Source organism: Psychrobacillus sp. NPDC096389, from assembly GCF_044762855.1.
Lineage (GTDB): Bacteria > Bacillota > Bacilli > Bacillales_A > Planococcaceae > Psychrobacillus.
The window spans coordinates 255,937-277,749 of the sequence record NZ_JBIWFB010000003.1 but is presented as its reverse complement, the minus strand read 5'-3'; the positions used below and the strand labels follow the sequence as shown (position 1 = coordinate 277,749).

General features: G+C 35.6%; 27 protein-coding genes and 1 pseudogene. 22 read left to right on the top strand and 6 right to left on the bottom strand.

The genetic code is table 11. The features are described from left to right. Window positions 1-312 precede the first annotated feature (312 nt). The 4 genes from fabZ to ACIQ38_RS10715 all read left to right on the top strand — a co-directional run bounded on the left by fabZ (window position 313) and on the right by ACIQ38_RS10715 (window position 2,019). A complete protein-coding gene (gene fabZ / locus ACIQ38_RS10730) occupies window positions 313-738 on the top strand; it encodes a 3-hydroxyacyl-ACP dehydratase FabZ (RefSeq protein ID WP_483880209.1) in 426 nt (141 codons plus the stop codon). 231 nt (window positions 739-969) lie between these two features. Beyond that, window positions 970-1,335 carry a DUF2089 domain-containing protein gene (locus tag ACIQ38_RS10725; RefSeq protein ID WP_402822157.1) on the top strand — a complete coding sequence of 122 codons (366 nt, stop codon included), beginning with the start codon at window positions 970-972 and terminating at the stop codon, window positions 1,333-1,335. 12 nt (window positions 1,336-1,347) lie between these two features. Next, window positions 1,348-1,728 carry a hypothetical protein gene (locus ACIQ38_RS10720; RefSeq protein WP_402822154.1) on the top strand — a complete coding sequence of 127 codons (381 nt, stop codon included), beginning with the start codon at window positions 1,348-1,350 and terminating at the stop codon, window positions 1,726-1,728. A gap of 9 nt (window positions 1,729-1,737) precedes the next feature. Further along, window positions 1,738-2,019: a hypothetical protein gene (locus ACIQ38_RS10715; protein WP_402822151.1), complete on the top strand. Its 282-nt coding sequence runs from the start codon at window positions 1,738-1,740 to the stop codon at window positions 2,017-2,019. A gap of 58 nt (window positions 2,020-2,077) precedes the next feature. On the opposite strand, the gene ACIQ38_RS10710 is transcribed toward ACIQ38_RS10715, so the two are convergent. Then, a complete protein-coding gene (locus tag ACIQ38_RS10710; protein ID WP_402822148.1) occupies window positions 2,078-2,713 on the bottom strand; it encodes a GntR family transcriptional regulator in 636 nt (211 codons plus the stop codon). Between the two features lie 244 nt (window positions 2,714-2,957). Between ACIQ38_RS10710 and garR the strand changes: the two genes are divergently transcribed. From garR to ACIQ38_RS10690, 4 genes are read left to right on the top strand one after another with little or no spacing between them, the layout of a single operon-like run. After that, the gene (gene garR / locus ACIQ38_RS10705) at window positions 2,958-3,851 is read left to right on the top strand and encodes a 2-hydroxy-3-oxopropionate reductase (protein WP_402822145.1); all 894 of its coding nucleotides are present in this window, start codon (window positions 2,958-2,960) and stop codon (window positions 3,849-3,851) included. Between the two features lie 3 nt (window positions 3,852-3,854). Next, window positions 3,855-5,300 (top strand): four-carbon acid sugar kinase family protein, encoded by a 1,446-nt coding sequence (locus tag ACIQ38_RS10700; RefSeq protein ID WP_402822142.1) that lies wholly within the window; start codon window positions 3,855-3,857, stop codon window positions 5,298-5,300. 18 nt (window positions 5,301-5,318) lie between these two features. After that, window positions 5,319-6,155: a class II fructose-bisphosphate aldolase gene (locus ACIQ38_RS10695; protein WP_402822139.1), complete on the top strand. Its 837-nt coding sequence runs from the start codon at window positions 5,319-5,321 to the stop codon at window positions 6,153-6,155. A gap of 57 nt (window positions 6,156-6,212) precedes the next feature. Next, entirely contained in the window at window positions 6,213-7,535 is a 1,323-nt protein-coding gene (locus tag ACIQ38_RS10690) for a gluconate:H+ symporter (protein WP_402822136.1), read from the top strand. Window positions 7,536-7,705: 170 nt separating this feature from the next. Here ACIQ38_RS10690 and ACIQ38_RS10685 read toward each other — a convergent pair whose 3' ends face one another. Continuing rightward, window positions 7,706-8,599 carry a LysR family transcriptional regulator gene (locus ACIQ38_RS10685; RefSeq protein ID WP_402822133.1) on the bottom strand — a complete coding sequence of 298 codons (894 nt, stop codon included), beginning with the start codon at window positions 8,597-8,599 and terminating at the stop codon, window positions 7,706-7,708. Window positions 8,600-8,743: 144 nt separating this feature from the next. Between ACIQ38_RS10685 and ACIQ38_RS10680 the strand changes: the two genes are divergently transcribed. Then, complete coding sequence (locus ACIQ38_RS10680; protein ID WP_402822130.1) at window positions 8,744-9,721, top strand: DMT family transporter; 978 nt, start codon at window positions 8,744-8,746, stop codon at window positions 9,719-9,721. A gap of 57 nt (window positions 9,722-9,778) precedes the next feature. After that, window positions 9,779-10,660, top strand: a complete 882-nt coding sequence (locus tag ACIQ38_RS10675) for a DMT family transporter (protein ID WP_402822127.1) — start codon at window positions 9,779-9,781, stop codon at window positions 10,658-10,660. Window positions 10,661-10,890: 230 nt separating this feature from the next. On the opposite strand, the gene ACIQ38_RS10670 is transcribed toward ACIQ38_RS10675, so the two are convergent. After that, window positions 10,891-11,370, bottom strand: a complete 480-nt coding sequence (locus ACIQ38_RS10670) for a GyrI-like domain-containing protein (RefSeq protein ID WP_402822124.1) — start codon at window positions 11,368-11,370, stop codon at window positions 10,891-10,893. A 162-nt stretch (window positions 11,371-11,532) separates the two neighbouring features. Here ACIQ38_RS10670 and ACIQ38_RS10665 point away from each other — a divergent pair, with 162 nt between their 5' ends. The 5 genes from ACIQ38_RS10665 (at window position 11,533) to ACIQ38_RS10645 (ending at window position 14,691) form a co-directional block, all read left to right on the top strand. Continuing rightward, the gene (locus tag ACIQ38_RS10665) at window positions 11,533-11,856 is read left to right on the top strand and encodes a DUF378 domain-containing protein (protein WP_402822122.1); all 324 of its coding nucleotides are present in this window, start codon (window positions 11,533-11,535) and stop codon (window positions 11,854-11,856) included. Window positions 11,857-11,992: 136 nt separating this feature from the next. Then, window positions 11,993-12,421 carry an NUDIX hydrolase gene (locus tag ACIQ38_RS10660; RefSeq protein WP_402822119.1) on the top strand — a complete coding sequence of 143 codons (429 nt, stop codon included), beginning with the start codon at window positions 11,993-11,995 and terminating at the stop codon, window positions 12,419-12,421. 106 nt (window positions 12,422-12,527) lie between these two features. Continuing rightward, a complete protein-coding gene (locus ACIQ38_RS10655) occupies window positions 12,528-13,367 on the top strand; it encodes a DUF5700 domain-containing putative Zn-dependent protease (protein ID WP_402822116.1) in 840 nt (279 codons plus the stop codon). Window positions 13,368-13,405: 38 nt separating this feature from the next. Next, the gene (locus ACIQ38_RS10650) at window positions 13,406-13,891 is read left to right on the top strand and encodes an AraC family transcriptional regulator (protein WP_402822108.1); all 486 of its coding nucleotides are present in this window, start codon (window positions 13,406-13,408) and stop codon (window positions 13,889-13,891) included. Window positions 13,892-13,905: 14 nt separating this feature from the next. Further along, window positions 13,906-14,691, top strand: coding sequence for a class I SAM-dependent DNA methyltransferase (locus tag ACIQ38_RS10645; RefSeq protein ID WP_402822105.1), 786 nt, complete (start codon window positions 13,906-13,908; stop codon window positions 14,689-14,691). A 225-nt stretch (window positions 14,692-14,916) separates the two neighbouring features. Here the strand turns inward: ACIQ38_RS10645 and ACIQ38_RS10640 are convergent, their stop codons facing one another. Then, on the bottom strand, window positions 14,917-15,114 hold the full coding sequence (locus ACIQ38_RS10640; protein WP_402822102.1) for a hypothetical protein: 198 nt from the start codon (window positions 15,112-15,114) through the stop codon (window positions 14,917-14,919). Window positions 15,115-15,452: 338 nt separating this feature from the next. Further along, the gene (locus ACIQ38_RS10635; protein WP_402822099.1) at window positions 15,453-15,848 is read right to left on the bottom strand and encodes a VOC family protein; all 396 of its coding nucleotides are present in this window, start codon (window positions 15,846-15,848) and stop codon (window positions 15,453-15,455) included. Between the two features lie 459 nt (window positions 15,849-16,307). Here ACIQ38_RS10635 and ACIQ38_RS10630 point away from each other — a divergent pair, with 459 nt between their 5' ends. The 3 genes from ACIQ38_RS10630 to ACIQ38_RS10620 all read left to right on the top strand — a co-directional run bounded on the left by ACIQ38_RS10630 (window position 16,308) and on the right by ACIQ38_RS10620 (window position 17,440). Continuing rightward, window positions 16,308-16,589, top strand: a complete 282-nt coding sequence (locus ACIQ38_RS10630) for a hypothetical protein (protein ID WP_402822096.1) — start codon at window positions 16,308-16,310, stop codon at window positions 16,587-16,589. A gap of 137 nt (window positions 16,590-16,726) precedes the next feature. Beyond that, window positions 16,727-17,029, top strand: a complete 303-nt coding sequence (locus tag ACIQ38_RS10625; protein ID WP_402822093.1) for a hypothetical protein — start codon at window positions 16,727-16,729, stop codon at window positions 17,027-17,029. 78 nt (window positions 17,030-17,107) lie between these two features. Further along, on the top strand, window positions 17,108-17,440 hold the full coding sequence (locus ACIQ38_RS10620) for a hypothetical protein (RefSeq protein WP_402822090.1): 333 nt from the start codon (window positions 17,108-17,110) through the stop codon (window positions 17,438-17,440). A 110-nt stretch (window positions 17,441-17,550) separates the two neighbouring features. Here ACIQ38_RS10620 and ACIQ38_RS10615 read toward each other — a convergent pair whose 3' ends face one another. Then, window positions 17,551-18,705 carry an MFS transporter gene (locus ACIQ38_RS10615; RefSeq protein ID WP_402822087.1) on the bottom strand — a complete coding sequence of 385 codons (1,155 nt, stop codon included), beginning with the start codon at window positions 18,703-18,705 and terminating at the stop codon, window positions 17,551-17,553. Window positions 18,706-18,786: 81 nt separating this feature from the next. On the opposite strand from ACIQ38_RS10615, the gene yeiL reads away from it, so the two are divergent. The 4 genes and pseudogenes from yeiL to ACIQ38_RS10595 form a co-directional block, all read left to right on the top strand. After that, complete coding sequence (yeiL, locus tag ACIQ38_RS10610) at window positions 18,787-19,458, top strand: transcriptional regulator YeiL (RefSeq protein ID WP_402822084.1); 672 nt, start codon at window positions 18,787-18,789, stop codon at window positions 19,456-19,458. A gap of 316 nt (window positions 19,459-19,774) precedes the next feature. Further along, on the top strand, window positions 19,775-20,443 hold the full coding sequence (locus tag ACIQ38_RS10605) for a DNA alkylation repair protein (RefSeq protein WP_402822081.1): 669 nt from the start codon (window positions 19,775-19,777) through the stop codon (window positions 20,441-20,443). 439 nt (window positions 20,444-20,882) lie between these two features. Then, window positions 20,883-21,422, top strand: a complete 540-nt coding sequence (locus ACIQ38_RS10600) for a GNAT family N-acetyltransferase (protein WP_402822078.1) — start codon at window positions 20,883-20,885, stop codon at window positions 21,420-21,422. Window positions 21,423-21,492: 70 nt separating this feature from the next. Beyond that, window positions 21,493-21,795: pseudogene (locus tag ACIQ38_RS10595) on the top strand (Tn3 family transposase); the annotation flags it as partial. Between the last annotated feature and the right edge of the window lie 18 nt (window positions 21,796-21,813).

Genomic DNA, 21,813 nt, shown 5'->3' with positions numbered 1-21,813 from the left:
GAAGGGGTACCTTGCGATTTGAAGCCATGATCTTGTGATTATGGAGAAATCAGCATATATCTTGCGATTATCGAGAGCTATTTTGCGATTCATAAGGGAGATCTTGCGATTTTGGGAGTCTACCTTGCGATTATCGAGAGCTACTTTGCGATTCATAAGAGGTATCTTGCGATTAGCAGAGCCTAATCCAAATAAACTTTAGAAATTTCATCTCAAAGCAACTATCAGCAAGTTTTTTATTATAAAAATTTACACCAGCTACTAGTACTAGATGATACAATGTATTTAATAACAACGAAGGGAGATTTCAACTTGATTGATACACAAGAACTCCAAACTATTATTAAACACCGTTATCCATTCCTGTTAGTAGATAGAATTTTGGAAGTAGAAGAGGGAAGAAGAGCGGTTGGTATAAAAAATGTGACCATAAATGAAAACTTCTTTAATGGTCATTTTCCTAATTATCCAGTAATGCCTGGGGTATTAATTGTGGAAGCCTTAGCGCAAGTCAGTGCAGTTGCAATGTTAGCAAAAGAAGGAAACAAAGGACGGTTAGGGTTGTTAGCAGGAATAGATAAATGTCGATTTAAAAGGCAAGTAAAACCAGGTGATCAACTGCGATTAGAAGTGGAAATCACTCGTATAAAAGGCCCTATTGGAAAGGGAAGAGGCATTGCTACTGTAGGTGGAGAATTGGTTTGTGAGACAGAACTAATATTTGCATTTGGTGATTGATATTAATTACATTACTATCGTTCAATGCTAAAAAATAAAAGAGCATCTTCGTCTACAAATAACCAGTAGAAGAAGATGCTTTTTTGTACTAGAATCATTTGATTTTAAAATTAAAATTAATTTTATTGATATTTTTATTTATTTTCATTTATTTATTTAATTTACATATTGAATTTGTTGTTGTCGTAATATATGATAAATACAAATGAGAGGAGGGAGTGAACAGCTATTATGGCTTATCAAGTTATTAGTCAATGTCCTGTCTGTAGTGAAACGTTAAAAATTACGAAGCTGCACTGCTCGCATTGTCACACAACAATTGAAAATGAATTTGAGTTATCGAAACTGGCATCTTTATCAAGTGAACAGCTACGATTTGTAGAAGTATTTCTTACATGTAGAGGAAATATTAAGGAAGTGGAAAAGGAGCTTGGAATTTCCTATCCAACAGTCCGTGGGAAACTAAATGAGGTTGTTAGCTCTCTCGGATACGAAACGAAAAAGAAAAGTGAAGTAGATGAAAAAAAGGTAATTGCAATGCTAGAAAATGGAGAAATAACTTCGGAAGAAGCGATAAAACTTTTAAAAGATGAATAGGGGGTATGAAAGATGAAAGCAGAAATTGAAAAAGTATTAACAATGGTACAAGAAGGGAAAGTAGATGCAGGGAAAGCATCTGAACTTATTCAAGTGTTAAAGGAAAGAGAGTCTGATAGCATCTCTTCACCAAAATCATATACAGATAAAACATTGAAAGTTCGAGTGGTCTCTGCTGAAAATGATAATGTTTCGGTCAATTTGCCAATTAAGCTAGTGAAGGTTGTGCTCTTGGCGGGACATAGCATTGCCTCTAGCATTCCGCAGTCGGAGAAATATGTGAAGGATATTGATATCAGCTTGATCTTAGAAGCAATTGAAAATGAACTAGACGGACAAATCGTGGATGTTAAATCAGCAAATGGCGATACAGTTTCCGTTACGATTGAATAGAGCAATAATATGATTAGCGTAAAAGTGAAAACAAAAGGGGTACGGTTTTCTCTTCCTGTTCCGTATTTATTTATAAATCTAGGCATTCTCATACTTTCTTCAGAGTTTTTGCATAAGCAAATGAATAAATGGATAAAGGAATCTATGAAGGAAAAAGAAATGACTTTTACGATTCCGCAGTTAGACAAAAAGGAACTAGGTAAAATTGTGAAAGAATTAAAAAGTCATAGAGGACTTGAGATTGTTGATGTTCAGGCAAAAGATGGTACAGAGGTTTTTATTAGACTATAATACACCAAAAGAAGGTAACAAATGAGCGGGGTCTAAGAGCTTATTTGTTACCTTTTTGTTATGCGTTTTTTGATCTATTTAGTATATGAAGACAAAAATCTAAATCCTCTTTCAGGTGATCTTCCATTAGTTTCGTCGCAGTCTCACCATCTCTTTGCTTAATGGCTTCATAAATTTCCTCGTGTTCATCTATTAATCTGGGACGATTGTATAGGACTACGGTCTTGCGAAAAAGATGGATGATAGACTTCATGCGATTTATAGTGTCTATCATAAGTGCGTTACCACTGGCTTGAACAATAATTTCATGAAAACGCTCATTTGCAGTCATGATTTCTTCAACTGTTCCTTCTCTACCAATTGCAATGCAGTTAGCAAGCTCACCTAGCTCTTCTTTTGGCAAATAGGTTGCTGCAGCTTTTGCTGAAAAACCTTCTAACAGGCTTCTTACTTGAAATAAGTTGCGTAAATCTTTTTCGGTAGGTTTTACTACTTTTTTATTGACGATGAGTCCTTCGTAGTTTAATTGACGTAAGGCTTCTCTTATAGGAGTACGGCTAAATCCTAAATCAGTCGCAAGTTTTTCTTCTACAATTTTTGTGCCGCCTGGCATATCTCCATTCAAAATTCGATCTCGTATTATTTCATACGCTTGTTTGGAAGCAAAGCGAGTATTTTTATCGTTCTGGATCATTATTGTCACCCCTAATTACTTCAACCTCATTAGTATTAACTTATCAAATATAGGTAGAGAAAGAAAGCATAACTCTATATTGTGAATAATTTGTGCACGAAAATTATAAAAATGTGTACAAAAAATAAAAAAAGGTATACAATTATTTCGTAAAGATTATTGCAAACGGTTTCAATTCATATTAAATGATTAGAATTTTATATAGCCGAACAGGGAATATTATTTATACTAGGAGGAATTTCTTATGTCAAAAAAAATTGGTTTTATCGGTTTAGGAATCATGGGGAAACCTATGGCATTGAACTTATTGGCTAAAGGGTACGAAGTTATGGTGAACGATCTAAACAAAGAGGCGGTTCAAACTTTAATAGATGCTGGTGCAACAGCAGGCGATTCTGCCAAAGTAATCGGCGAAAATAGTGACGTAATTATTACAATGCTTCCTGCTTCTCATCATGTTCAACAAGTTGTACTAGGAGACAATGGCGTACTTGGCGGGGCTAAAAAAGGTTCGATCATTATTGATATGAGTTCGATTACTCCAGTTGTTTCTAAAGAACTTGCAGCAACTGCTGAAAAACAAGGAGTCGAAATGCTTGATGCACCAGTTAGTGGAGGAGAACCAAAAGCAAAAGATGGTACGCTTGCAATTATGGTCGGTGGTAAAGAAAAGGTATTTGAGCAAGTAAAAGATGTTCTTTATGCGATGGGAGCAGAAGTTACATTAGTGGGAGGCAACGGTAGCGGAACTACAGCGAAGTTAGCTAACCAAGTAATCGTCAACTTAAATATCGCAGCGATGTCAGAAGCATTAGTATTAGCGGCAAAAGCAGGTATTGATGTAGAAAAAATGTATCAAGCAATTCGTGGCGGACTTGCAGGAAGTGCGGTACTAGATGCGAAAGTGCCATTAATCTTAGATCGTAATTTCGTAGCTGGCGGAAGAATTGATATTAATATGAAAGATATCACAAACGTTATGGATACAGCACATAGTATTGGTGTACCAATGCCATTATCTAGCCAACTGTTAGAAATTTTCCACGCATTGAAAATAGATGGGAAAGCAGCAGACGATCACGGTGGTATTGTGCAATACTTTGAAAAACTTGCAAATGTTGAAGTTGGGAGAGCTTAAGCCATGACAACAATAAATAGCACAGAAAAGCGACTAGCTGAAGAAGTTTTAGGAAATATCCAAGCAGTGGATACACAAAACGTCAAAGATATGCTTGCTAGCCAATTAGCTGATTTAAATAAAAAGATCATCGTATTAGACGATGACCCAACAGGTGTACAAACGGTTCATGGAATTTCTGTTTACACAGATTGGTCGGTAGAAAGTATAGAAAAAGGGTTCCAAGAAGAGAATTCCATGTTTTTTATACTAACTAATTCTCGTGGCTTTACTGCCGCAGAAACAAAAAAAGCACATATTGAAATAGCAACAAATATCGCAGAAGTGGCAAAAAAACAAAGCAAAGAGTTTATTGTTATTAGTCGTGGAGATTCTACTTTAAGAGGTCATTACCCACTGGAAACGGAAGTATTAAAAGACACAATTGAAGCAACTTCGAATATCAACTTTGACGGAGAAGTAATTATTCCGTTTTTCAAAGAAGGTGGTCGCTTCACAGTCGATAATATCCACTATGTACAATACGAGGAATATTTAGTACCTGCCGGAGAGACTGAATTTGCAAAAGACAGAACATTTGGTTATACAAAATCGCATTTAGGTGAATATGTAGAAGAAAAATCAGCTGGTAATTTCACAGCAGAAAACACAACATATATTTCTCTAAAAAGTTTACGTTCACTTGATATAGAAGGTATTACAAATCAATTGCTTCAAGTAACAGATTTTAACAAAATTGTTGTGAATGCAGTAGATTATGTCGATGTTGAAATTTTTGTTATTGCACTTGCTAAAGCGATGAAATCTGGCAAACAATTTATGTTTAGAAGTGCAGCTGCTCTTACAAAAGTGATTGGTGGAGTAAGCAATAAAGCATTACTTACAAGAGAAGAGTTAATACAAGAAGAAACAAATCATGGTGGTTTAATACTAGTTGGATCCCATGTGAAAAAAACGACGGAGCAACTGGAAGTATTGAAAACAAGCGATTTCATCGAATTCATTGAATTTAATACGCATCTTGTATTGCAGCCTGAAAAATTCCAAGAAGAAATTGATCGTGTAATTTCAACTACTGAAAACTTCATTCGTGAAGGTAAAACAGTTACTGTTTACACAAATCGCGAAAGACTGGACTTAGGCGAAGGAAAAAAAGAAGAAGAGTTAAAACTATCGGTTAAAATCTCTGATGCAGTTACAAGTATCGTTCAAAGATTAACCGTGCGTCCAAATTATATTGTCGCAAAAGGTGGTATCACATCTAGTGATATCGGAACGAAAGGGTTAGAAGTAAAACGTGCAACGGTTGCTGGTCAAATCCAACCTGGAATCCCAGTATGGTTTACAGGGGAAGAAAGTAAATTCCCTGGAATCGCATATGTTATTTTCCCAGGTAATGTAGGTGCCGTTACAACTTTAAAAGATACGGTAGAAATTTTAAATAAGTAATCAGCTGGGGGGACTTACATGTTAGTCAATACAAAAGAGATATTAAAAAATGCGCAAGCCGGTAAATATGCAGTTGCTGCATTTAACGTATACAGCTTGGAAACAGTTCAAGCAGCCATTCGCGTTGCCGAACGAGAAAACCAACCAGTAATTATCGCATTAGGTGAGCGCTATTTTCCTACTGTAGATGTAGAAGGTTTTGCTGCACTTGTGAAAGCACTAGCGGAAAAGTCTCCGGTTCCTATTGCACTTCATCTAGATCATGCATATGAAAAAGAGTCCATTATTCGTGCAATTCGCTCAGGATTCACATCTGTTATGTTCGACGGATCTGCCTACGATATAGAAGAAAATATCCGTCGTACGAAGGAAATTGTAGAAATAGCGCATATGGCTGGTGTATCAGTAGAAGCAGAAATTGGTTCTTTAGCTAAAGGTGATTTTTCTGATGAAGAAGAAGGAGATGGTACATTAACCGATCCGGAATCTGCCAAAGATTTTGTTATGCAAACAGGTGTCGACTTTTTAGCAGCTGCTATCGGAACGGTTCATGGTATGTATAAAGGGGAACCGAAAATTGATCTGCCTCTATTAGAGAGAATAGAGCAGGCTGTTGCCGTACCACTTGTGCTGCATGGTGGATCAGGAACTCCTGATGAAATCGTGAAACAAGCCGTCCAATTTGGGATTTGCAAAGTGAATGTGAATACGGAAGTATCAATGGCTGCAGTTACTTATTTGCAAAATGCTTTTGAGGATAAAAAAATGCCACATCTTTCTACTGTGATGGAAGAGATGCAACAAACAATGGAATCCATTATGACAAAATTTGTACGTTTATATGCAAATAAATAAGAAATGTCCCCGTGAAACACATGGGGACAAACTTCTAACTCGAAATGGGGAATTCGAATGCCAATAGTATCCATTTGTATAGGGGTAGCACTTTTACTTCTATTAATGATTGTATTTAAGTTAAATGCTTTTATCTCGCTTATACTAGTTTCTCTTGTAGTAGGTATTTTAGAAGGTATGTCGCCAATTGAAGCAATGACATCTGTTCAAGGTGGTTTAGGTGGAACACTTGGAAGCCTGACAATGATCATAATCTTCGGAGCAATTCTTGGTAAGTTAATGACAGACTCAGGTGGAGCACAGCGTATTGCAACAACGCTTATCCATGCATTTGGGAAAAAGAGAGTTCAGTTAGCAGCTGTTTTGACCGCTTCTGTTGTTGGGATTGCATTGTTTTTTGAAACAGGAGTTGTTGTATTAATTCCTTTAGTATTTACGATTGCTACTGCAGCTGGAGTACCAGTTCTATATATTGGGATGCCGGTAATCGCAGCTCTTATTACGATGCATGGTTTTGTTCCTCCGCATCCAGGACCAACAGCAATTGCTAGTGTGTTCAATGCAGATATCGGGAAAACATTAGTGTATGGAATCATCATCGCGATTCCTGCGATTATTATTGGTGGACCAGTATTTACGAAGTTTTTCAAGAAGGAATCTTTAGAAGTTGAAATTCCAAAAGGACTTTTTAATCCGAAAGAATTCACCGAAGAAGAAATGCCTGGATTTGCTACAAGTCTTATTACAGCGTTAATGCCGGTTATTTTAATCGCTTCTCATGTAATTGTTGTCATCGCAGCACCAGATTCAGCTGTTATGCCGTTCTTTGATTTTATTGGTAATGCCAATGTTGCTTTATTATTATCGGTGATTTTCGCATTCTTTACGTTTGGCTTAAATCGCGGCAAAAAAATGAAAGAAGTTATGCAATCGGTTACAGAGGCAGTAAGCGGGATTGCCATGATTTTATTGATCATCGCTGCTGGTGGTGCATTTAAACAAGTATTAATCGATAGTCATATTGATCAATATATTGCAGACATTATGGCTAGCTCCACACTTTCTCCATTACTTCTAACTTGGTTAATCGCTGCTATTTTACGAGTAGCTGTAGGTTCAGCTACGGTGGCTGGTATGACGGCTGCAGGTATTGCGGCACCTTTAGTTGGAATAACTGGTATAAGTCCAGAGCTAATGGTGTTAGCTGCTGGTGCTGGAAGTATTACGTTCTCCCATGTGAACGATGCAGGATTCTGGATTTATAAAGAATACTTCAATCTTTCTATCGGGAAAACGATTAAAACATGGTCTGTCATGGTAACGATTCTTTCCTTAGTTGGTCTAGCAGGCGTGTTACTTATTAATATGATTATTTCTTAAATAGAAAGCGCATTTTTCTACAAGTTGATTGTAGAAAAATGCGCTTTTTGGCGTTAGGAAGAATCATGTTTGCAGAGTTGGACAATGACCAATGAAAATTGGACAATAATCAATGAAAATTGGACAATCTTAACCGATAGCTGGACAATAAATCTTAAAACTTGGACAATCTAATTTAAATTAGAAATGAAAGATAGTGGCTCTGTTGGTCCCTTTTCCGTATGTTCAATCGTTTCGATAAACTTTTCGATTGTGGACGTGAGATAAGCATTGGATCGTCTGATGAAGACGGTTTTGATTTTACTATATTTTTCGGGAAGGATATGACATTGAATGAGCCCTCTATTTTCTAAGTGGGAAACAGCAGATCTTGGTACGAATGTAATGCCAAGTCCTATGACAACACTACTTAAGATGGTTTCTAATGTCCCAAACTCCATTACTTTTTGTGGAGTAATGTTTTGATCGTTGTACCAGGTTTCTAGTCTGGCACGATATCCACACCCTTTGCTGAAACAAAGGAAGGGCTTATGGATTAATTGGTCTAGCGTAGTTGAGCTATTGTCAGAAATTAAGACAAGCTCTTCTTGAAAGACATCATGGGATACAAGGTCGGGGTGTCTTTCTGTTTCTGTAATAAAAGCGCCGTCTAAACGATGATCCAATACAGCTTGTTGTAATTGGACTGTAACGCCTGTTAGTAGAGATAAATCCACGTTTTTATACTGCTTCGTATAGCTAGATAATATGGTTGGTAAATGAATGACTGTTTCTACGGATCCTATTTCTAGCTTTCCAGAAGGATCGTCCCCACTTTGTACTACTTTTCTCATTTCATTCGTCAGCGTCAATATTTTCTCACAATAGACTAATAACTTTTTTCCTTCTGGGGTTAAACTCATGCCCCGATTATGGCGATTGAATAATGGGGTGTTTAGCTCTGTTTCGAGTTTATGGATTCGGGAAGTAATATTTGACTGTACGTAACTTAATGTTTTTGCGGCTTCTGTAATCGTACCTTTTTCCGCAACCATTTGAAAAATTTCTAAGTCTTTAAATTCCATTTTTCACCACTCTCCTAAAATTTTATTTGTAATTATCATGATATCACTAATAGTGATAGTAAGCATCATTAATATTCGTTTTACATGATAGCAGGAAGTAAGGTTTAATAAGTATGGCTATTATGTGAAGGAGTTAGATGTGTTGTGAAAAGTAATGTTCTATTAGGAGCTATTTTATGTCTTATTGCGAGTGTGTCGTGGGGCGCAATGTTTCCCGTTGCACATGATGCTTTTCAATATATAGATCCGTTTTATTTTACTATTATCCGTTATGGCGCAGTAACGGTCATTTTAGTATTACTACTATTTTGGAAAGAAGGAAAACAAGCATTTCAATTAGAAGGTAAGGGATTGTCCTTATGGTTTTTCGGTACGATGGCATTCACCGTTTATAACTTACTCATTTTCTGGGGTGAAGATTTACTAGGAGAACCTGGAGTAATGGTCGCATCGATTATGGAATCATTAATGCCTATGATATCGATTGTGATTGTATGGATGCTTTATAGACGTAGACCATATACGTTCACATTAGTATGTGTTTTAATCGCATTTATTGGTGCAGCGCTCGTTATTACAAAAGGTAATTTTGGTGCTTTTTTATCCGCAACGAATAATATTGTTCCTTCTATTCTTATATTGATCGCGGTTATCGGATGGGTTGTTTACACAATGGGGGGAAGTCAGTTCCGCGGGTGGTCTGCGTTACGCTACTCTACATTAAGCTGTCTACTTGGCACGATTTCTGCAGGTGTTATCGTTTTACTTCTTACCCTTACTGGTTATGTGCGTGTACCAAGTATGGAAACAATTACGATTGTTAGTCCGCATTTATTGTTTATGATTATTTTTCCAGGGCTTATTGCACTCATTGGTTGGAATGTCGGTGTTAGTATTTTGACTCCATTAAACGGTCTGTTATTTATTAATTTTGTTCCTGTTACAACGCTTGTTATTTCACTTGTACAAGGGACTCAAGTAAATTATGTTGAATTAATTGGGATTACTTTTATTATATTTTCATTAATTGCCAATAATATTTTCCTACGAAGACAACAGAAAAATACATTAGTACCATCGCATAATATAAAAGCGTCTGCTTCTATGAAAGAAATTTTGTAGAAGCAAGACGCTTTTATGCGCTATACTAGGAATATTGAATAAAGGTTGGTGGTCTATGTGCAAAGATATGTCGGTGAAATATTGCTTGTAGCAACGGCAATTATATGGGGAAGCGGGTTCGTTGCAAGTGCTGTATCACTTGAATATTATACGCCCTATCAAATTTTAGCTGGAAGATTTTTAATTGGTGCAATTATTTTATGTATTGTATTTTATAAAAAGTTAACGAAAATGAAGAAAAGTACGCTAATTAGGGGAGCAATTTTGGGGATTTTCTTATATGTAGCTTTCGCTCTTCAAACGGTAGGACTACAATATACGACGCCTTCCAAAAATGCATTTTTAACGGCAGTAAATGTGGTGATTGTTCCTTTTATAGGGTTTTTATTATATAAAAGAAAAATGGATATGTATGAGTTGGGTGGAGCAGTTTTAGCGGTGATTGGTGTGGCGGTATTATCGCTTAAATTATCTTCAGAGGTCAACGTTGGAGATTTGCTGACACTTTGCTGTGCAGTTGGCTTTGCCTTTCATATTTTTTATACAGCAAGGTTTGTTAAAGAAGAAGATCCAGTTGTAATCACGATTGTTCAAATGGTTGTAGCAGCTATTATTGGCTGGATTGTGGTTGCATTTAGAGGAGAGAGTGCATTTTCTATCGAGACAGAAGTGATGTTGAACCTTCTTTATCTTGGGATTTTTTCCACAACGATTGCTTATTTAATGCAAACCGTTGCGCAAAAGTACACAACCGAAACAAAGGCGGCTATTATTCTTTCCACGGAATCTTTTTGGGGCATGGCGTTTTCGGTTATCATATTAAGTGAAGTGATGACGTTTAAAATGATTGTCGGTGCTTGTTTAATACTTTTTGCGATTATTTTGTCCGAAACGAAATTTAGTTTTCTGAAAAAGGATAAAATGAAGTCAATTGTATAAGTTGTTGGTTGTAAAAGCGTTTCTACAGTTTATTGTAGAGACGCTTTTTGGGGATAGTGCGTTTTAAGTTAAGAAAGCTCCATTAGTTTTAGCCTATATGCATAATTTTTAATATTTGCAGTGTATGGAGGATTGATTGTCCACTACAACAAACTATCCCTATATTGTGCTATGCCGTAAAGCATATTCAGAGCAATCTAGGAAAAACTTCTAAATAGGACAGTAAAATTTTACTCAATAGCAACCCAAATTTCATTATAGGCATTTGAATTTTTCGGGTCCGTTTCTATGTATACTTCAAACGGTTGTATTTCACTCGGTATATATCCAATAGAAGGAAACCATTCCGAATAAATTCTTTCCCATGTAGTTGCAATTGCGGAGGGAAAGGAACCTTGTACTTCAAAAACGACCCATTTAGAGGCTGGAAAGTCTATACTTTTTAATCCTTCTGGCACGTCACCGTTATATTCTGCAGCAACATAATAGTCCATTTTATTTTCTTCTTTATTCACCTCTGCCCAAATACCTAAAAGTCCTTTTGTTTCTCCACTTCTCAATTGCTCTAATTGATCGAAGGTTCCATTTTCGTGAATAGCATTCCAAAAGTTTTGAAAAGCTTGTATGCCTCCACCTTCTACTTCATAAGGAAATTCTCGGTTCACTCCAATTACTTGAAAAGCATTTCTTTCCACGATACGATATTGCATTTTCATTTCTCCTTTCCAATAGCATGTTTCATTATTGAAATTATATGCCAATATTACGTCATACTCCAGTTTTTATAGTCGAAGTGCTTGGATGTATGAAAGTTTATTTTTGGCGAAAGATAAGGGAGCGTTTCAATGAAGTTGAAGGAGGTGTAAATCACAATGAGAACAATACATCGAATTGCTTTAGTACTAGTCATAATTGGTGCTATTAACTGGGGTTTAATCGGCTTTTTTAGATATGACTTAATATCGTCTATATTTGGAGGAGAAACGACAGGTATCTCAAGATTTATTTATGCACTTGTCGGATTAAGCGGACTTATCTGCTTGCCACTTTTATTTGAACCATCAAGAGACGTAGAAGTGGATAGAGATGCTCGAGGATTCAGAAATGTGAATTATGGCACTGAATTTGGGGAAGAGACGGATTTCACCGATATAAGAGATTATTCGGAAAGAAAAAAGTCTGAGGACAAGAAATAATTTCCCTATTCAAGAACGAAAAAACTGACGGCCTTTTATAGGTGCGTCAGTTTTTTTATTCTTCTTATAAACTGGACAGGAGAAATCGTAATTTATCACGAAGATTACATAATGGGTTTATGAAAGGGGATTACCAATGTTTCTAATAAATGTGGAGGCTGCTGTATTGAAAGGGGATAAGTGGCTTTTAATCAGAAGAAGTACAAAGGAAGCACATGCGGGAGGAGAATTATCATTAGTAGGTGGAACCGTCGAACAAGAAGGTGATTCTAATGATATTTTAGAAAGAACATTACGGCGGGAATTGTTTGAAGAAGTAGGCGTTGAAGTGAAAGAATCTGTTCGATATGTACGAAATACTTCCTTTGTATTGGCGAATGGAAAAGAGGTAGTGGATATCGTTTTTTTATGTGAATTTGATAAAGGGGAACCGTACATAAAAAGTCCGGATGAAGTGGAATCGGTTCATTGGATGACGACGGATGAAATTATAAATAACGTAGAGATCCAGCATTATTTGAAAGACAGTATTTTAGCGGCAGATGCTATAAGGGCTAGAAAGTAGAGTCCCGTTCATTCTATTAGTGAATTAATTCAGTTTAAGAATATATGATTTGGATGCGATTCTTCATCGCAAAAGTCCGATTCTAGCATAAAGGAGCGTTCATACATTGAAAATAATTGATACAATTCCACATTTTATTCAGAATTATGAACCATCTATCAACTTTCTAAGAAGTTACTATGCGGAGTATCCGACTATTTTTGCTCATTACTTTCTTTTACACTGTAAGGATACAGAGGAAAGACATACAGAATCGATCAGAAAATACCCTCAATATTTTGCAACTATTAAAAAAGTGCATGAGAATATATTACCGATCATTGAGGAAATAGTAGCGGAATATGAGAAGTTGTATCAAATTACTTTTCCTGTTGATATAAATTTAATCGTTGGCGGATTTGGATCGAATGCTTATACGAATCACAAAATCATTCCAGATATTACGTTTGCTTTAGAAAAGTTATCGCCGGACCCTGATCATTTAAGCGTAATTGTTGCACATGAATTTGGTCACGTAGCTCAAAATATTATTTCTGATCGCGCGGGAATGGATTGGGCAACCGTCCATTGGACAAATCTACTTATTGGGCTTTACCGAGAAGGAGTAGCAACACATTTCTCACGCCAAACAGTTCCAAATGTTCACCCTTCTATCTACTTTTCTTATGACGGGCAAGGATATGAATGGTTAACTTTTGCTAAAGAAAATGTAGAAGCTATAAAAAAGGCATTTGCTAAGGATTATGAAATATTAAGCCGAGACGCACTATTTCGTGAATGGTTTTCCATTAACGGAGGGCAAAAGTTTGGTTACAGTAGATTAGCATATTTTTTAGGAGACTTGTTTTTTCAGTCTCAAGTAAAAGAATTAGGAGAAATAGAAGCTATAATTGCGTGGAAAAATAAAGACCTTGAAAATAACGTGAAGCAATGGTTGTTTCAATAAAATCAATAACATCCACTTTCGAAAGGAAAAAAGACACAATGAATGTATCGATTAAAAGTTTACCTGACTACGAAGTAGCATATATTCGACGCATTGGCAGCTATTTTGAACCGCAAGAACATTGGGAAAAATTAATGCAATGGGCTGTACAAAAGGAACTTTTTCCGCCGTCTCAGCACTTTATTGGCATTTCTTTAGATAATCCAAGTTTAGTAGAAGGAAGTAATTGTCGACACGATGCTTGTGTTACTATCCCAAAAGATTTCAATAAAGAAAATAATTCTGATATCCAATATAAAAAGCTGGATGGTGGACTTTATGCTTTGTATCCTTTTTATGAGACACCTGAAAAATTGAGTTTGGCATATCAATTCTTATTTGAAAAATGGTTGCCTAATAGCGAATATGAGGCAGATTTTAATAGATATACCTTAGAGTTTAATATGAATAACCCAGCAGATGATCCCGAGGGAAAATGTAAGGTCGATTTATATATTCCTATAAAAAATAATGGCAATGACTAAGGAGATTTTCTTTTATGATCAATCCAATATTTACTGAAAACCTAGAAGAGTATGATGATCCAGTTTCGTATGATATAGAAAATAATGCATATATCGGCGAACTGCCCTTTTTAGAACAATGGGCTTCCAAAAAGAGCGGTCCTATTATTGATTTGGCTTGTGGTACAGGAAGAATTACTATTCCGTTAGCTAGTCAGGGCTTCCACTTAATCGGGGTGGATTTGCATGCAGGTATGCTAGAACAAGCGAAGAAAAAGGTGCAAGAACTGGATCTGCATATTGACTGGCTAGAGCAAGACTGCACCGTATTAAATATAAATTGTAAAAGTCCATTAATCTATATGGTTGGAAACTCAATTCAACATTTTCATACCAATGAATCACAAAATATGCTTTTGTCTTCTATTCATAAACATTTAGAAGCGGATGGAGTGTTTATTTTCGGAACAAGATTTCCAAATGCCGAAGAATTACTGCAACCGAGTACGGAAGAATATTGGAAAACGTATAATGACACTACATGCAATAAAGAGGTAGACGTTTATACCATTAGTAATTACGACGCATTAAGTCAAATTCAATATTACACTACGTTAAGAAAATTTAAAGATGTAGATGGAAGAGTAATAGATGAAAAAAGAACGAATATTAGTTTGCGATATACATACCCGCAGGAAATGGAAAGGTTATTAACGGAAAATAATTTCGAAATATTGCATGTGTACAAAGATTGGAATGAAACACCAATTAGTAACGATAGCTATGAAATGATTTATGTATGTAGAAAAATCGAACGATAAGTAAAAGGAGTCCTAAAAAGATAATATTTTTGTCTTTGGACTCCTTCTTATTAATAGATTTGGTCCCTAATGAATCAGATTGCAAGCGGGGTAGAGGAGGATGAAATGAAGCGTTAAGAGAATGATCGTTTGAGTGAATGGCGGTATGTAGATGCTGATGTCATACGCACTTCCATCATAAGAAAAGTACTAAAAAAAGTGGGCTTTATAGTTGGCCCACTCTTTTTAGGATGTTAAATGGTTACTTATTAATTCACGAACAATGGATCCAGCTTTGTGTTGTGGTTGTGGATGGAACCAGTGAACTTCATCATTATGGAAATTCCCTCGATAGTCGTTTCCATCAATGTTCACTTTAAACTGAAAACGTTCATTAGCTTGTCCCTCAAATAATGGTGCAATTACCTCGAAACTTTTTAACATAATGAAAATCCCCTTTCGCTCTATGTCCCTATATTAACTACTCAAGGTTAAAAAGTTAGGTAAAGAAAGTTAGAATTTGGTAAGAATAGAGTGAGTAAGTATATTTTTTCCAGTTCTATAACTAAAAACGAAGGTTAGTTCGATTTTTCCGCTAATTTTGTCTTTAAGATTGCTTTTTAATCTCTAATGTTAACTTTGTGAAAGAATGTACTTAAAATAAGGGGGAGGTTAGCTGAAGAAGAAAATGGGAGTTTTTATGCCGTATTTGACTCATCGTGTGTAATAGAAAGAAAGGCGCAAAAAAATTACGCCAGTAAATAAAACAGTAAAAAAAATTTTTACTGTTCTGGGTGAAGGATATTGCAGGCACTTAACCAATTTCCAGAAGGATCTTTAAATCCAAAGCCACCAAATTCGCCTTGTAAATTTAAAGGGCCAACTTGAACTTGTTTTTCTTCAAGCCACTCATATAACTCTTTTAAGGAAGGAGTATAAAAGTCAATTATGCTATGAACGATATTAGTATTAGTATTTCTAAATGATAATCCATTAATTTCTTCAGTTTCAACCAAGAAAATAGTTGGAACTCCTTTTGATTTCATAGTAAGCATAGCATTTTTTTCACCTTGAAAGTGGACCTCGGCACCAAGGATATCGATATAAAACTCTATAGATTCTTCTAAATTAGTAACGGGTATTTCCAGTGTAGCAATATGTGAAATTAAATTAGTCATAGTAGCCTCCTATGTTTTGTTTGCACATATATTTTTCTACACCTAATTAAGAAATTCCTCTTAAGTTTCATTAAGATTGGATAATAATTTCTCGCTAATTCCACTTGATACATAAAGTTTGACTTATGGGTGGACAAAATACGATTAAAATCTAATACGCATATCTACGAAAAAGTGTAGTAAAAGAGAAGGTGCTTATTCAACTAACAGGTGCTTTAGCAAAACATGGCCATTATCTCGATGGTCTATTTTTAGGCCTAAAACATTAAGTAGATCTCAGGTATGCATTGCGAAATGTTACATTTAAACTAAAGGGGCGGTTTAGTGCAAGAAGGATAAAGTGTTCTTATGGTAAAATACAGGTAGAAGATTGTTTAGGTTTTGTTCAACAAACGGACCATTTAAGGGAGTAAGGATTGTTTAACTACCGATTGAGACTAGAGAGAGCAGGTGGTTTAATTGTTTAAGGCAGCTGTATATTTGGTACACGGATTGTTATTCATATTAGTAAATCTTATTGGTATAGGTCCAATGTTTAGCATTGCTGCACCAGACCCAGATCAAACTTATGGAGTTTGGGTTTCAATGATTGTGATTTTTAATATTCTTGTGTTGGTATCTGCTTTTGTACAGATAAAGATAAAAAAGGTTTGGGTGTTTTTAATATCCACAATAGGCTTGATTGCTCTTTTTATTCTGACTTTACAATACATATATCCCTACGTTTTGGATTTGTTTTAGAATGAAAAAGATAACAAATTCTTTAATTAACGGGTACTTTACTTCAAAAAGGGGTATAACCTTTTTTCTTATTGAACTAAAGCAGCGTTTAGTGACATAAAGGGTAAAACTAATTAGATATAAATTAGGAGAGTACTATGAGAGTTTTTTTAGAGTCAGCAATAATTTTAGTTATATTCGCATTTGTTAGTAGCATATGGGTTATTTTTTTCGGAAGTATATATTTAGAGATTGGCATTGATATTGAAAGATATGGTTGGACGCCTTATGTCTCTATTCTTATTCTGTTTTTGGTGCTATATAGAAATAAATTGCAATTTAGCGGAAGGAATAAAGGAAAAGATAGAGAAAAACTACCGAAATTGATTTCTACCATACTTATTTTCACTGCAATTAGTCTGTTATTCTTACCGCTAGTACTGAGTTTCTTCTTCAACTAACGGGTGCTTTACTTCAAGAAGGAGTAAAGTTTTTCTTATTGAACTAAAGCGGCACGATATTGTAGGAAGGGGAATTTTATGAAGAGTAAAAGAATTTTATTGTCGGCTATAACAATCTCTGTTGCCTTTTTGATTGTTTTTTTTATTTATAATTCTTTTTCGTCTGTGTTAACTGTAACTGATTTTACTGTCACTGAAAAAGGGTATTCTAACGATAACAAGGAAGCATGGATAAAGGGATTTAACCCCAATGCCCCAGTGGGACATCAAGAAGAAATTAAAGTAATAGTTAGGGAACCAATGGTAATGAATTTAATTCAGAAAGATAAGATATACTTCGTAAGATACACGATAAAAAGAAATGGTTTAATTTTTCTTAGTGATATTGAAACTATTGAGGATCACAAATAAGCTTAGAGCTTAGTTATTCAACTTACGGGTGCTTAGTAAGAGAGAGGCATGAAAATACAATGAGCTTGGAGATACATTTCCCAGCTCATTTTTTTTTTGTGTATTTTACATTAACCTTTAAGTTCCAGTTTTCGATATACAAGCGCAATAAACATTGCTGGTAGTGTACAAATAATCATGCCGAGAAAGGCATATCTTGGCTCAACTTCGTATAAATAGCCTCCTAAAATGGTAAACAGTGCTGTACTCCAGCTAAGCGCAAGCGTTGAATATATGCCTTGGGCTTGCGAAACTTGAGCTTGTGAGATGTTGTTGATTAAGTATCTCATAAAAGCATAATGCGCCATAGCAAACGAGAATGCATGCAAAATTTGTGCGACACTGAAAACAAGTACATTTGGGAAGGCGAACACTAATATCCAGCGAATGGAAGAACCAATTGCTGCTAATGTTAATAAAGTGCCAACTGAAAATCCGCTAAATCGTTTATCCGCTATTGAGAAGAATACAATTTCTGAAATCACGGCAATATTTATAATGAGACCAATTAAGTATATTGGTGCATGGATATCTTTTAGAAAAATATAGCCATAATTGTAATAAGTGGCATGTGCTGCTTGCAGTAAAATGACAATTACGAGTACTAAACCAAAATGTTTGATACGGAATAAATGTAACATGCCTACGTTTTGCGTTTGGTCTACTTGCGGTTTTTCAGATAAAATACCGGGTGCACTCATAAAACCAAGATACACAAAACCAATCATCCCAAGTAATAGTGCCCAAAAAATAACTCCATCCCCAAACATCCCTGTTAAAATGGTTAAAATCAAGCCGACTGAGACAAAACCAATAGATCCCCATTGACGACTTCTTCCATAGTGTCTTAATTGTTTACTTTGCACAAGGACACTGGCAGCACTTTCTAAAGTAGGCAACAAAGCTGGATAAAATAAGTGTAAAAAGATGGTTACTATTAGTAGACCAGTAAAGGAGCTTGTCGGAATATAACAAAGAAGTGCAACCAGTGTGCCGATTCCAGCCACTTTTAATAAGGTTTTACTGCTAAATCTTCCTGATAAATAAGGAAATGCAAATAATGTGGACAAGCCTCTTGCGATTAATCCGAAACTCATAATCAAGCTAGCTTGTGACACGGTAATTCCCTTTGTATAAATCATCCACCCTGACCAAAAAGGTAGAAAAATACCCCATGTTAGAAAAAAACTAAAAAAACGTATACTCATCCAGCGTTGTGCGTTCATTTTTATTCCCCCTCGTTGAATGCATGATATCATGTAAAGAAATATGAATAATATGAGATATCTCATGTTTTGAGGTGGAATATGGAAGTTTATAAAGATGAAAAAAAAAGAATGTATTTGGAAAATAACTCAATAGCATACTTATTTGGCTTTCAAGTTGATGAATTTATAGAAGTACACGAATATCAAAGAGATGAATGGATTATTCAAGAGGGCATGAGACCGGATTTTTTATTTTATGTAATGGAAGGAACAGCTAAAATATATGTAACACATCAAAATGGAAAAGTATCCTTAATTAATTTTATCAATGCCAAAGACTACATTGGGGATATGGAATTATTAAATGATGTGTATTATACAAAGGGGATTCAAGCATCAACGAAGACTATTTGTTTTGCGCTTCCATTTTATCGATATCGTACAAAATTAATGGAGGATGCAAAATTTCTTCGTGAATTAACCAAATTTTTAAGTGTAAAAGCTACACTTAGGGCAGCAAAGTATTCGCAAAGCCTCGCTTTCCCGCTTGAAAACCGGCTTGCGGATTTCATTTTGCAAACTGCAGATGAAGGAATTTATAAGGAGAAACACATAACTGTTTGTGATTATTTAGGTGTATCCTATCGGCACTTATTGCATGTACTTAAGCAGTTTTGCGATAAAAATTACTTGCAAAAGGAAGGACGGAACTATCAAATTATCCATTACCATTCCTTGTATAAACTTGCTGAGGTTTTAAAGCATAATTGACTATTTATAATATTTTACTATAGGTTCTTTTTCAACAAACGCGTTGCGTTGATTTAACAAGAAATAAATGCCCGTTATGTTGCAGTTATTGAACTAACGGACAGGTTATTTAAAGAGTGCAGTTTATTTTGTATTCAACAAACGGTTGTGTTTCTTTAAAAAGGAATGCTCTTTTAGTATCCAGTTAAAAGGTAGTAAATGTTATTATTATATTAAAGATGGCTGCTCTTTAATTATAGATGGAGAAAGCTTTAATACGATATATCCCGTCAAGGACATATTATGAAACAGTACTTTAATGAAGGAGTTGTATAAAATGGATGAAAAAAAAGGTACAGAAATAAAACGCTCTTCAAAAGCAGAAAACATTCTACCTCAGATCAATAGTAAAACTAAGCTAGGTGACTTAAGAAAAATCGCCAAGGACATCAAAAAAGATCACGAACTAGCTATGGAACTTTGGTTAACCGAAGAGTTCTTGCCTAGATTATTAGCAATCTTAATTATGGACAAAAAACTTCTTTCACAAGATGTGCTAAATCAGCTTGATAAGGATATGCAGACTCACGCTTTTGATGAGCGAAATAACTTAATGGATTGGTTAATGGCTAATCAGCTCACCAAAGACAAGAAGAATATTGAATTGATGGAGTCATGGGAAAATAGTCCTTCTGCTCTTCAAAGGCGAGCTTTCTGGTATTATCAAGGGCGATTGAGATGGACTGGACAAACACCGCCTGATAACACCGCAGATTTGCTAGCTGCAATAGAAGCTAATATTACGCAGGAAGAACCGGAAGTTCAATGGGCTATGAATTTCACTGCAGGCTGGATAGGCGTTTATGATGAAATGAATCGTGCACGTTGTATTAAACTGGGTGAAGAAACGGGTCTTTACAAAGATGAAATAGTAGCAAAAGGATGTACTCCCAGCTATTTGCCGGAGTTCATTACGATTGTAGTTAACAAACGACATAATAATTAGATACCTCTGAAAAATTTATTAGGGTCTAATGCAAAAAACAAGGAATTCAAAGCCTCAATATGAAAATTGTAATAGGTTTGGACTGAAAAATAAGGAAAACAACTAGTTAGTGAAATATGCAAGGAAGGTGTAAAGGATTAACCCACTATCTCTTTTTGATTTGTAAGGGCGCTTATCTTTAAAAAGACAACTTTCCAGCTGCACAGTACAACGATACTATTCAATAGAAAAAGATCATCCACAATGGGGCGCGAGTGTTTAATGAACGCGCTTATCCTTATTCAACTAAAGCGACAGTTTAGTTGAATAAGATAATACAAAATATAGCAGTTCAGAGGGAGAGAGATTCACAAATGAATTGGAATGAAACTAGCATAAAACTCCCCTAGCGTTACGGGTAGATGCAGCGAATTTATATTTTCGGAAGTAGGGAAGAAAAATGATTGAATTAAGAAAAATTACCCCCGATAATTTTGAGGCAGTGTTGAAGTTAAGTATAACAGACGAGCAGAAAGGAAATGTGGATTCCAGCATATATTGTTTGGCTAAAGCCTATGTAAAGATACTCAACGACGAAAAACCTCCTATGATCTTCGCTATATGCAACAATGATGAAGTCATAGGATATGTCGATATTGGATTTTTCGAACTGGCGGAAAGTGCATTTTTATGTGAAAAATATGGAGATAAATCTACTTATGGACTTAATCGCTTTATGATTGATAAAAAGCATCAAGGCAAAGGATTTGGCAAACAAGCAATGATGAAAGTTATTGATTACATAAAGTCGTTTCCACAAGGAAAAGCCGATGCAATTGCTACATCATATTGGATGGTAAACGAAGCCGTCCGGAATTTATTTGCGTCTGTCGGTTTTGTTGAAACAGGAGCGATATGGGACGGACAAACAGGGGATAATTGGAATGCAGAAAGAAATGATATAGAGTATGCAGAAGTAGGTGCCAGACTCGGATTATAAAGCTAACAATTTGAATAGTGCATCGTACAGTATAAGACCAACTATGCGAAATCAATAGCAAAAATGCAAAATGAATGCTCTAGCACCTGCGATTTTCTTTGGGAAATAAGGCGAGCTGCGAGAACGAACAATGCAGCATCAATTACAACGTGCCAGCACCCTAAATATCATTATTAATGCCATTAGTGTGTGGAATACAATTTATTTAACGGAGGCACTCGAACACCAAAAGAGCTAAGATCATTTCAAAGAAGAACTATTACCTCATATTTCGCCACTCGGTTGGGAGCATATTAATTTCTTAGGTGAATACCACTTTAGAACAGAAAGTAGCCTCAATCCAAAGGAACTTCGACCATTACGAATTCCTTAACGTTGTAAATCCGCATTT

Excerpts from the sequence above, each read along its gene's own strand:
- ACIQ38_RS10725 (WP_402822157.1), top strand. The coding sequence starts at position 970 with ATGGCTTATCAAGTTATTAGTCAATGTCCTGTCTGTAGTGAAACGTTA.
- ACIQ38_RS10720 (WP_402822154.1), top strand. The coding sequence starts at position 1,348 with ATGAAAGCAGAAATTGAAAAAGTATTAACAATGGTACAAGAAGGGAAA.
- ACIQ38_RS10715 (WP_402822151.1), top strand. The coding sequence starts at position 1,738 with ATGATTAGCGTAAAAGTGAAAACAAAAGGGGTACGGTTTTCTCTTCCT.
- ACIQ38_RS10710 (WP_402822148.1), bottom strand. The coding sequence starts at position 2,713 with ATGATCCAGAACGATAAAAATACTCGCTTTGCTTCCAAACAAGCGTAT.
- garR (WP_402822145.1), top strand. The coding sequence starts at position 2,958 with ATGTCAAAAAAAATTGGTTTTATCGGTTTAGGAATCATGGGGAAACCT.
- ACIQ38_RS10700 (WP_402822142.1), top strand. The coding sequence starts at position 3,855 with ATGACAACAATAAATAGCACAGAAAAGCGACTAGCTGAAGAAGTTTTA.
- ACIQ38_RS10695 (WP_402822139.1), top strand. The coding sequence starts at position 5,319 with ATGTTAGTCAATACAAAAGAGATATTAAAAAATGCGCAAGCCGGTAAA.
- ACIQ38_RS10690 (WP_402822136.1), top strand. The coding sequence starts at position 6,213 with ATGCCAATAGTATCCATTTGTATAGGGGTAGCACTTTTACTTCTATTA.
- ACIQ38_RS10685 (WP_402822133.1), bottom strand. The coding sequence starts at position 8,599 with ATGGAATTTAAAGACTTAGAAATTTTTCAAATGGTTGCGGAAAAAGGT.
- ACIQ38_RS10670 (WP_402822124.1), bottom strand. The coding sequence starts at position 11,370 with ATGCAATATCGTATCGTGGAAAGAAATGCTTTTCAAGTAATTGGAGTG.
- ACIQ38_RS10665 (WP_402822122.1), top strand. The coding sequence starts at position 11,533 with ATGAGAACAATACATCGAATTGCTTTAGTACTAGTCATAATTGGTGCT.
- ACIQ38_RS10660 (WP_402822119.1), top strand. The coding sequence starts at position 11,993 with ATGTTTCTAATAAATGTGGAGGCTGCTGTATTGAAAGGGGATAAGTGG.
- ACIQ38_RS10650 (WP_402822108.1), top strand. The coding sequence starts at position 13,406 with ATGAATGTATCGATTAAAAGTTTACCTGACTACGAAGTAGCATATATT.
- ACIQ38_RS10645 (WP_402822105.1), top strand. The coding sequence starts at position 13,906 with ATGATCAATCCAATATTTACTGAAAACCTAGAAGAGTATGATGATCCA.
- ACIQ38_RS10640 (WP_402822102.1), bottom strand. The coding sequence starts at position 15,114 with ATGTTAAAAAGTTTCGAGGTAATTGCACCATTATTTGAGGGACAAGCT.
- ACIQ38_RS10635 (WP_402822099.1), bottom strand. The coding sequence starts at position 15,848 with ATGACTAATTTAATTTCACATATTGCTACACTGGAAATACCCGTTACT.
- ACIQ38_RS10625 (WP_402822093.1), top strand. The coding sequence starts at position 16,727 with ATGAGAGTTTTTTTAGAGTCAGCAATAATTTTAGTTATATTCGCATTT.
- ACIQ38_RS10620 (WP_402822090.1), top strand. The coding sequence starts at position 17,108 with ATGAAGAGTAAAAGAATTTTATTGTCGGCTATAACAATCTCTGTTGCC.
- ACIQ38_RS10615 (WP_402822087.1), bottom strand. The coding sequence starts at position 18,705 with ATGAACGCACAACGCTGGATGAGTATACGTTTTTTTAGTTTTTTTCTA.
- yeiL (WP_402822084.1), top strand. The coding sequence starts at position 18,787 with ATGGAAGTTTATAAAGATGAAAAAAAAAGAATGTATTTGGAAAATAAC.
- ACIQ38_RS10605 (WP_402822081.1), top strand. The coding sequence starts at position 19,775 with ATGGATGAAAAAAAAGGTACAGAAATAAAACGCTCTTCAAAAGCAGAA.
- ACIQ38_RS10600 (WP_402822078.1), top strand. The coding sequence starts at position 20,883 with ATGATTGAATTAAGAAAAATTACCCCCGATAATTTTGAGGCAGTGTTG.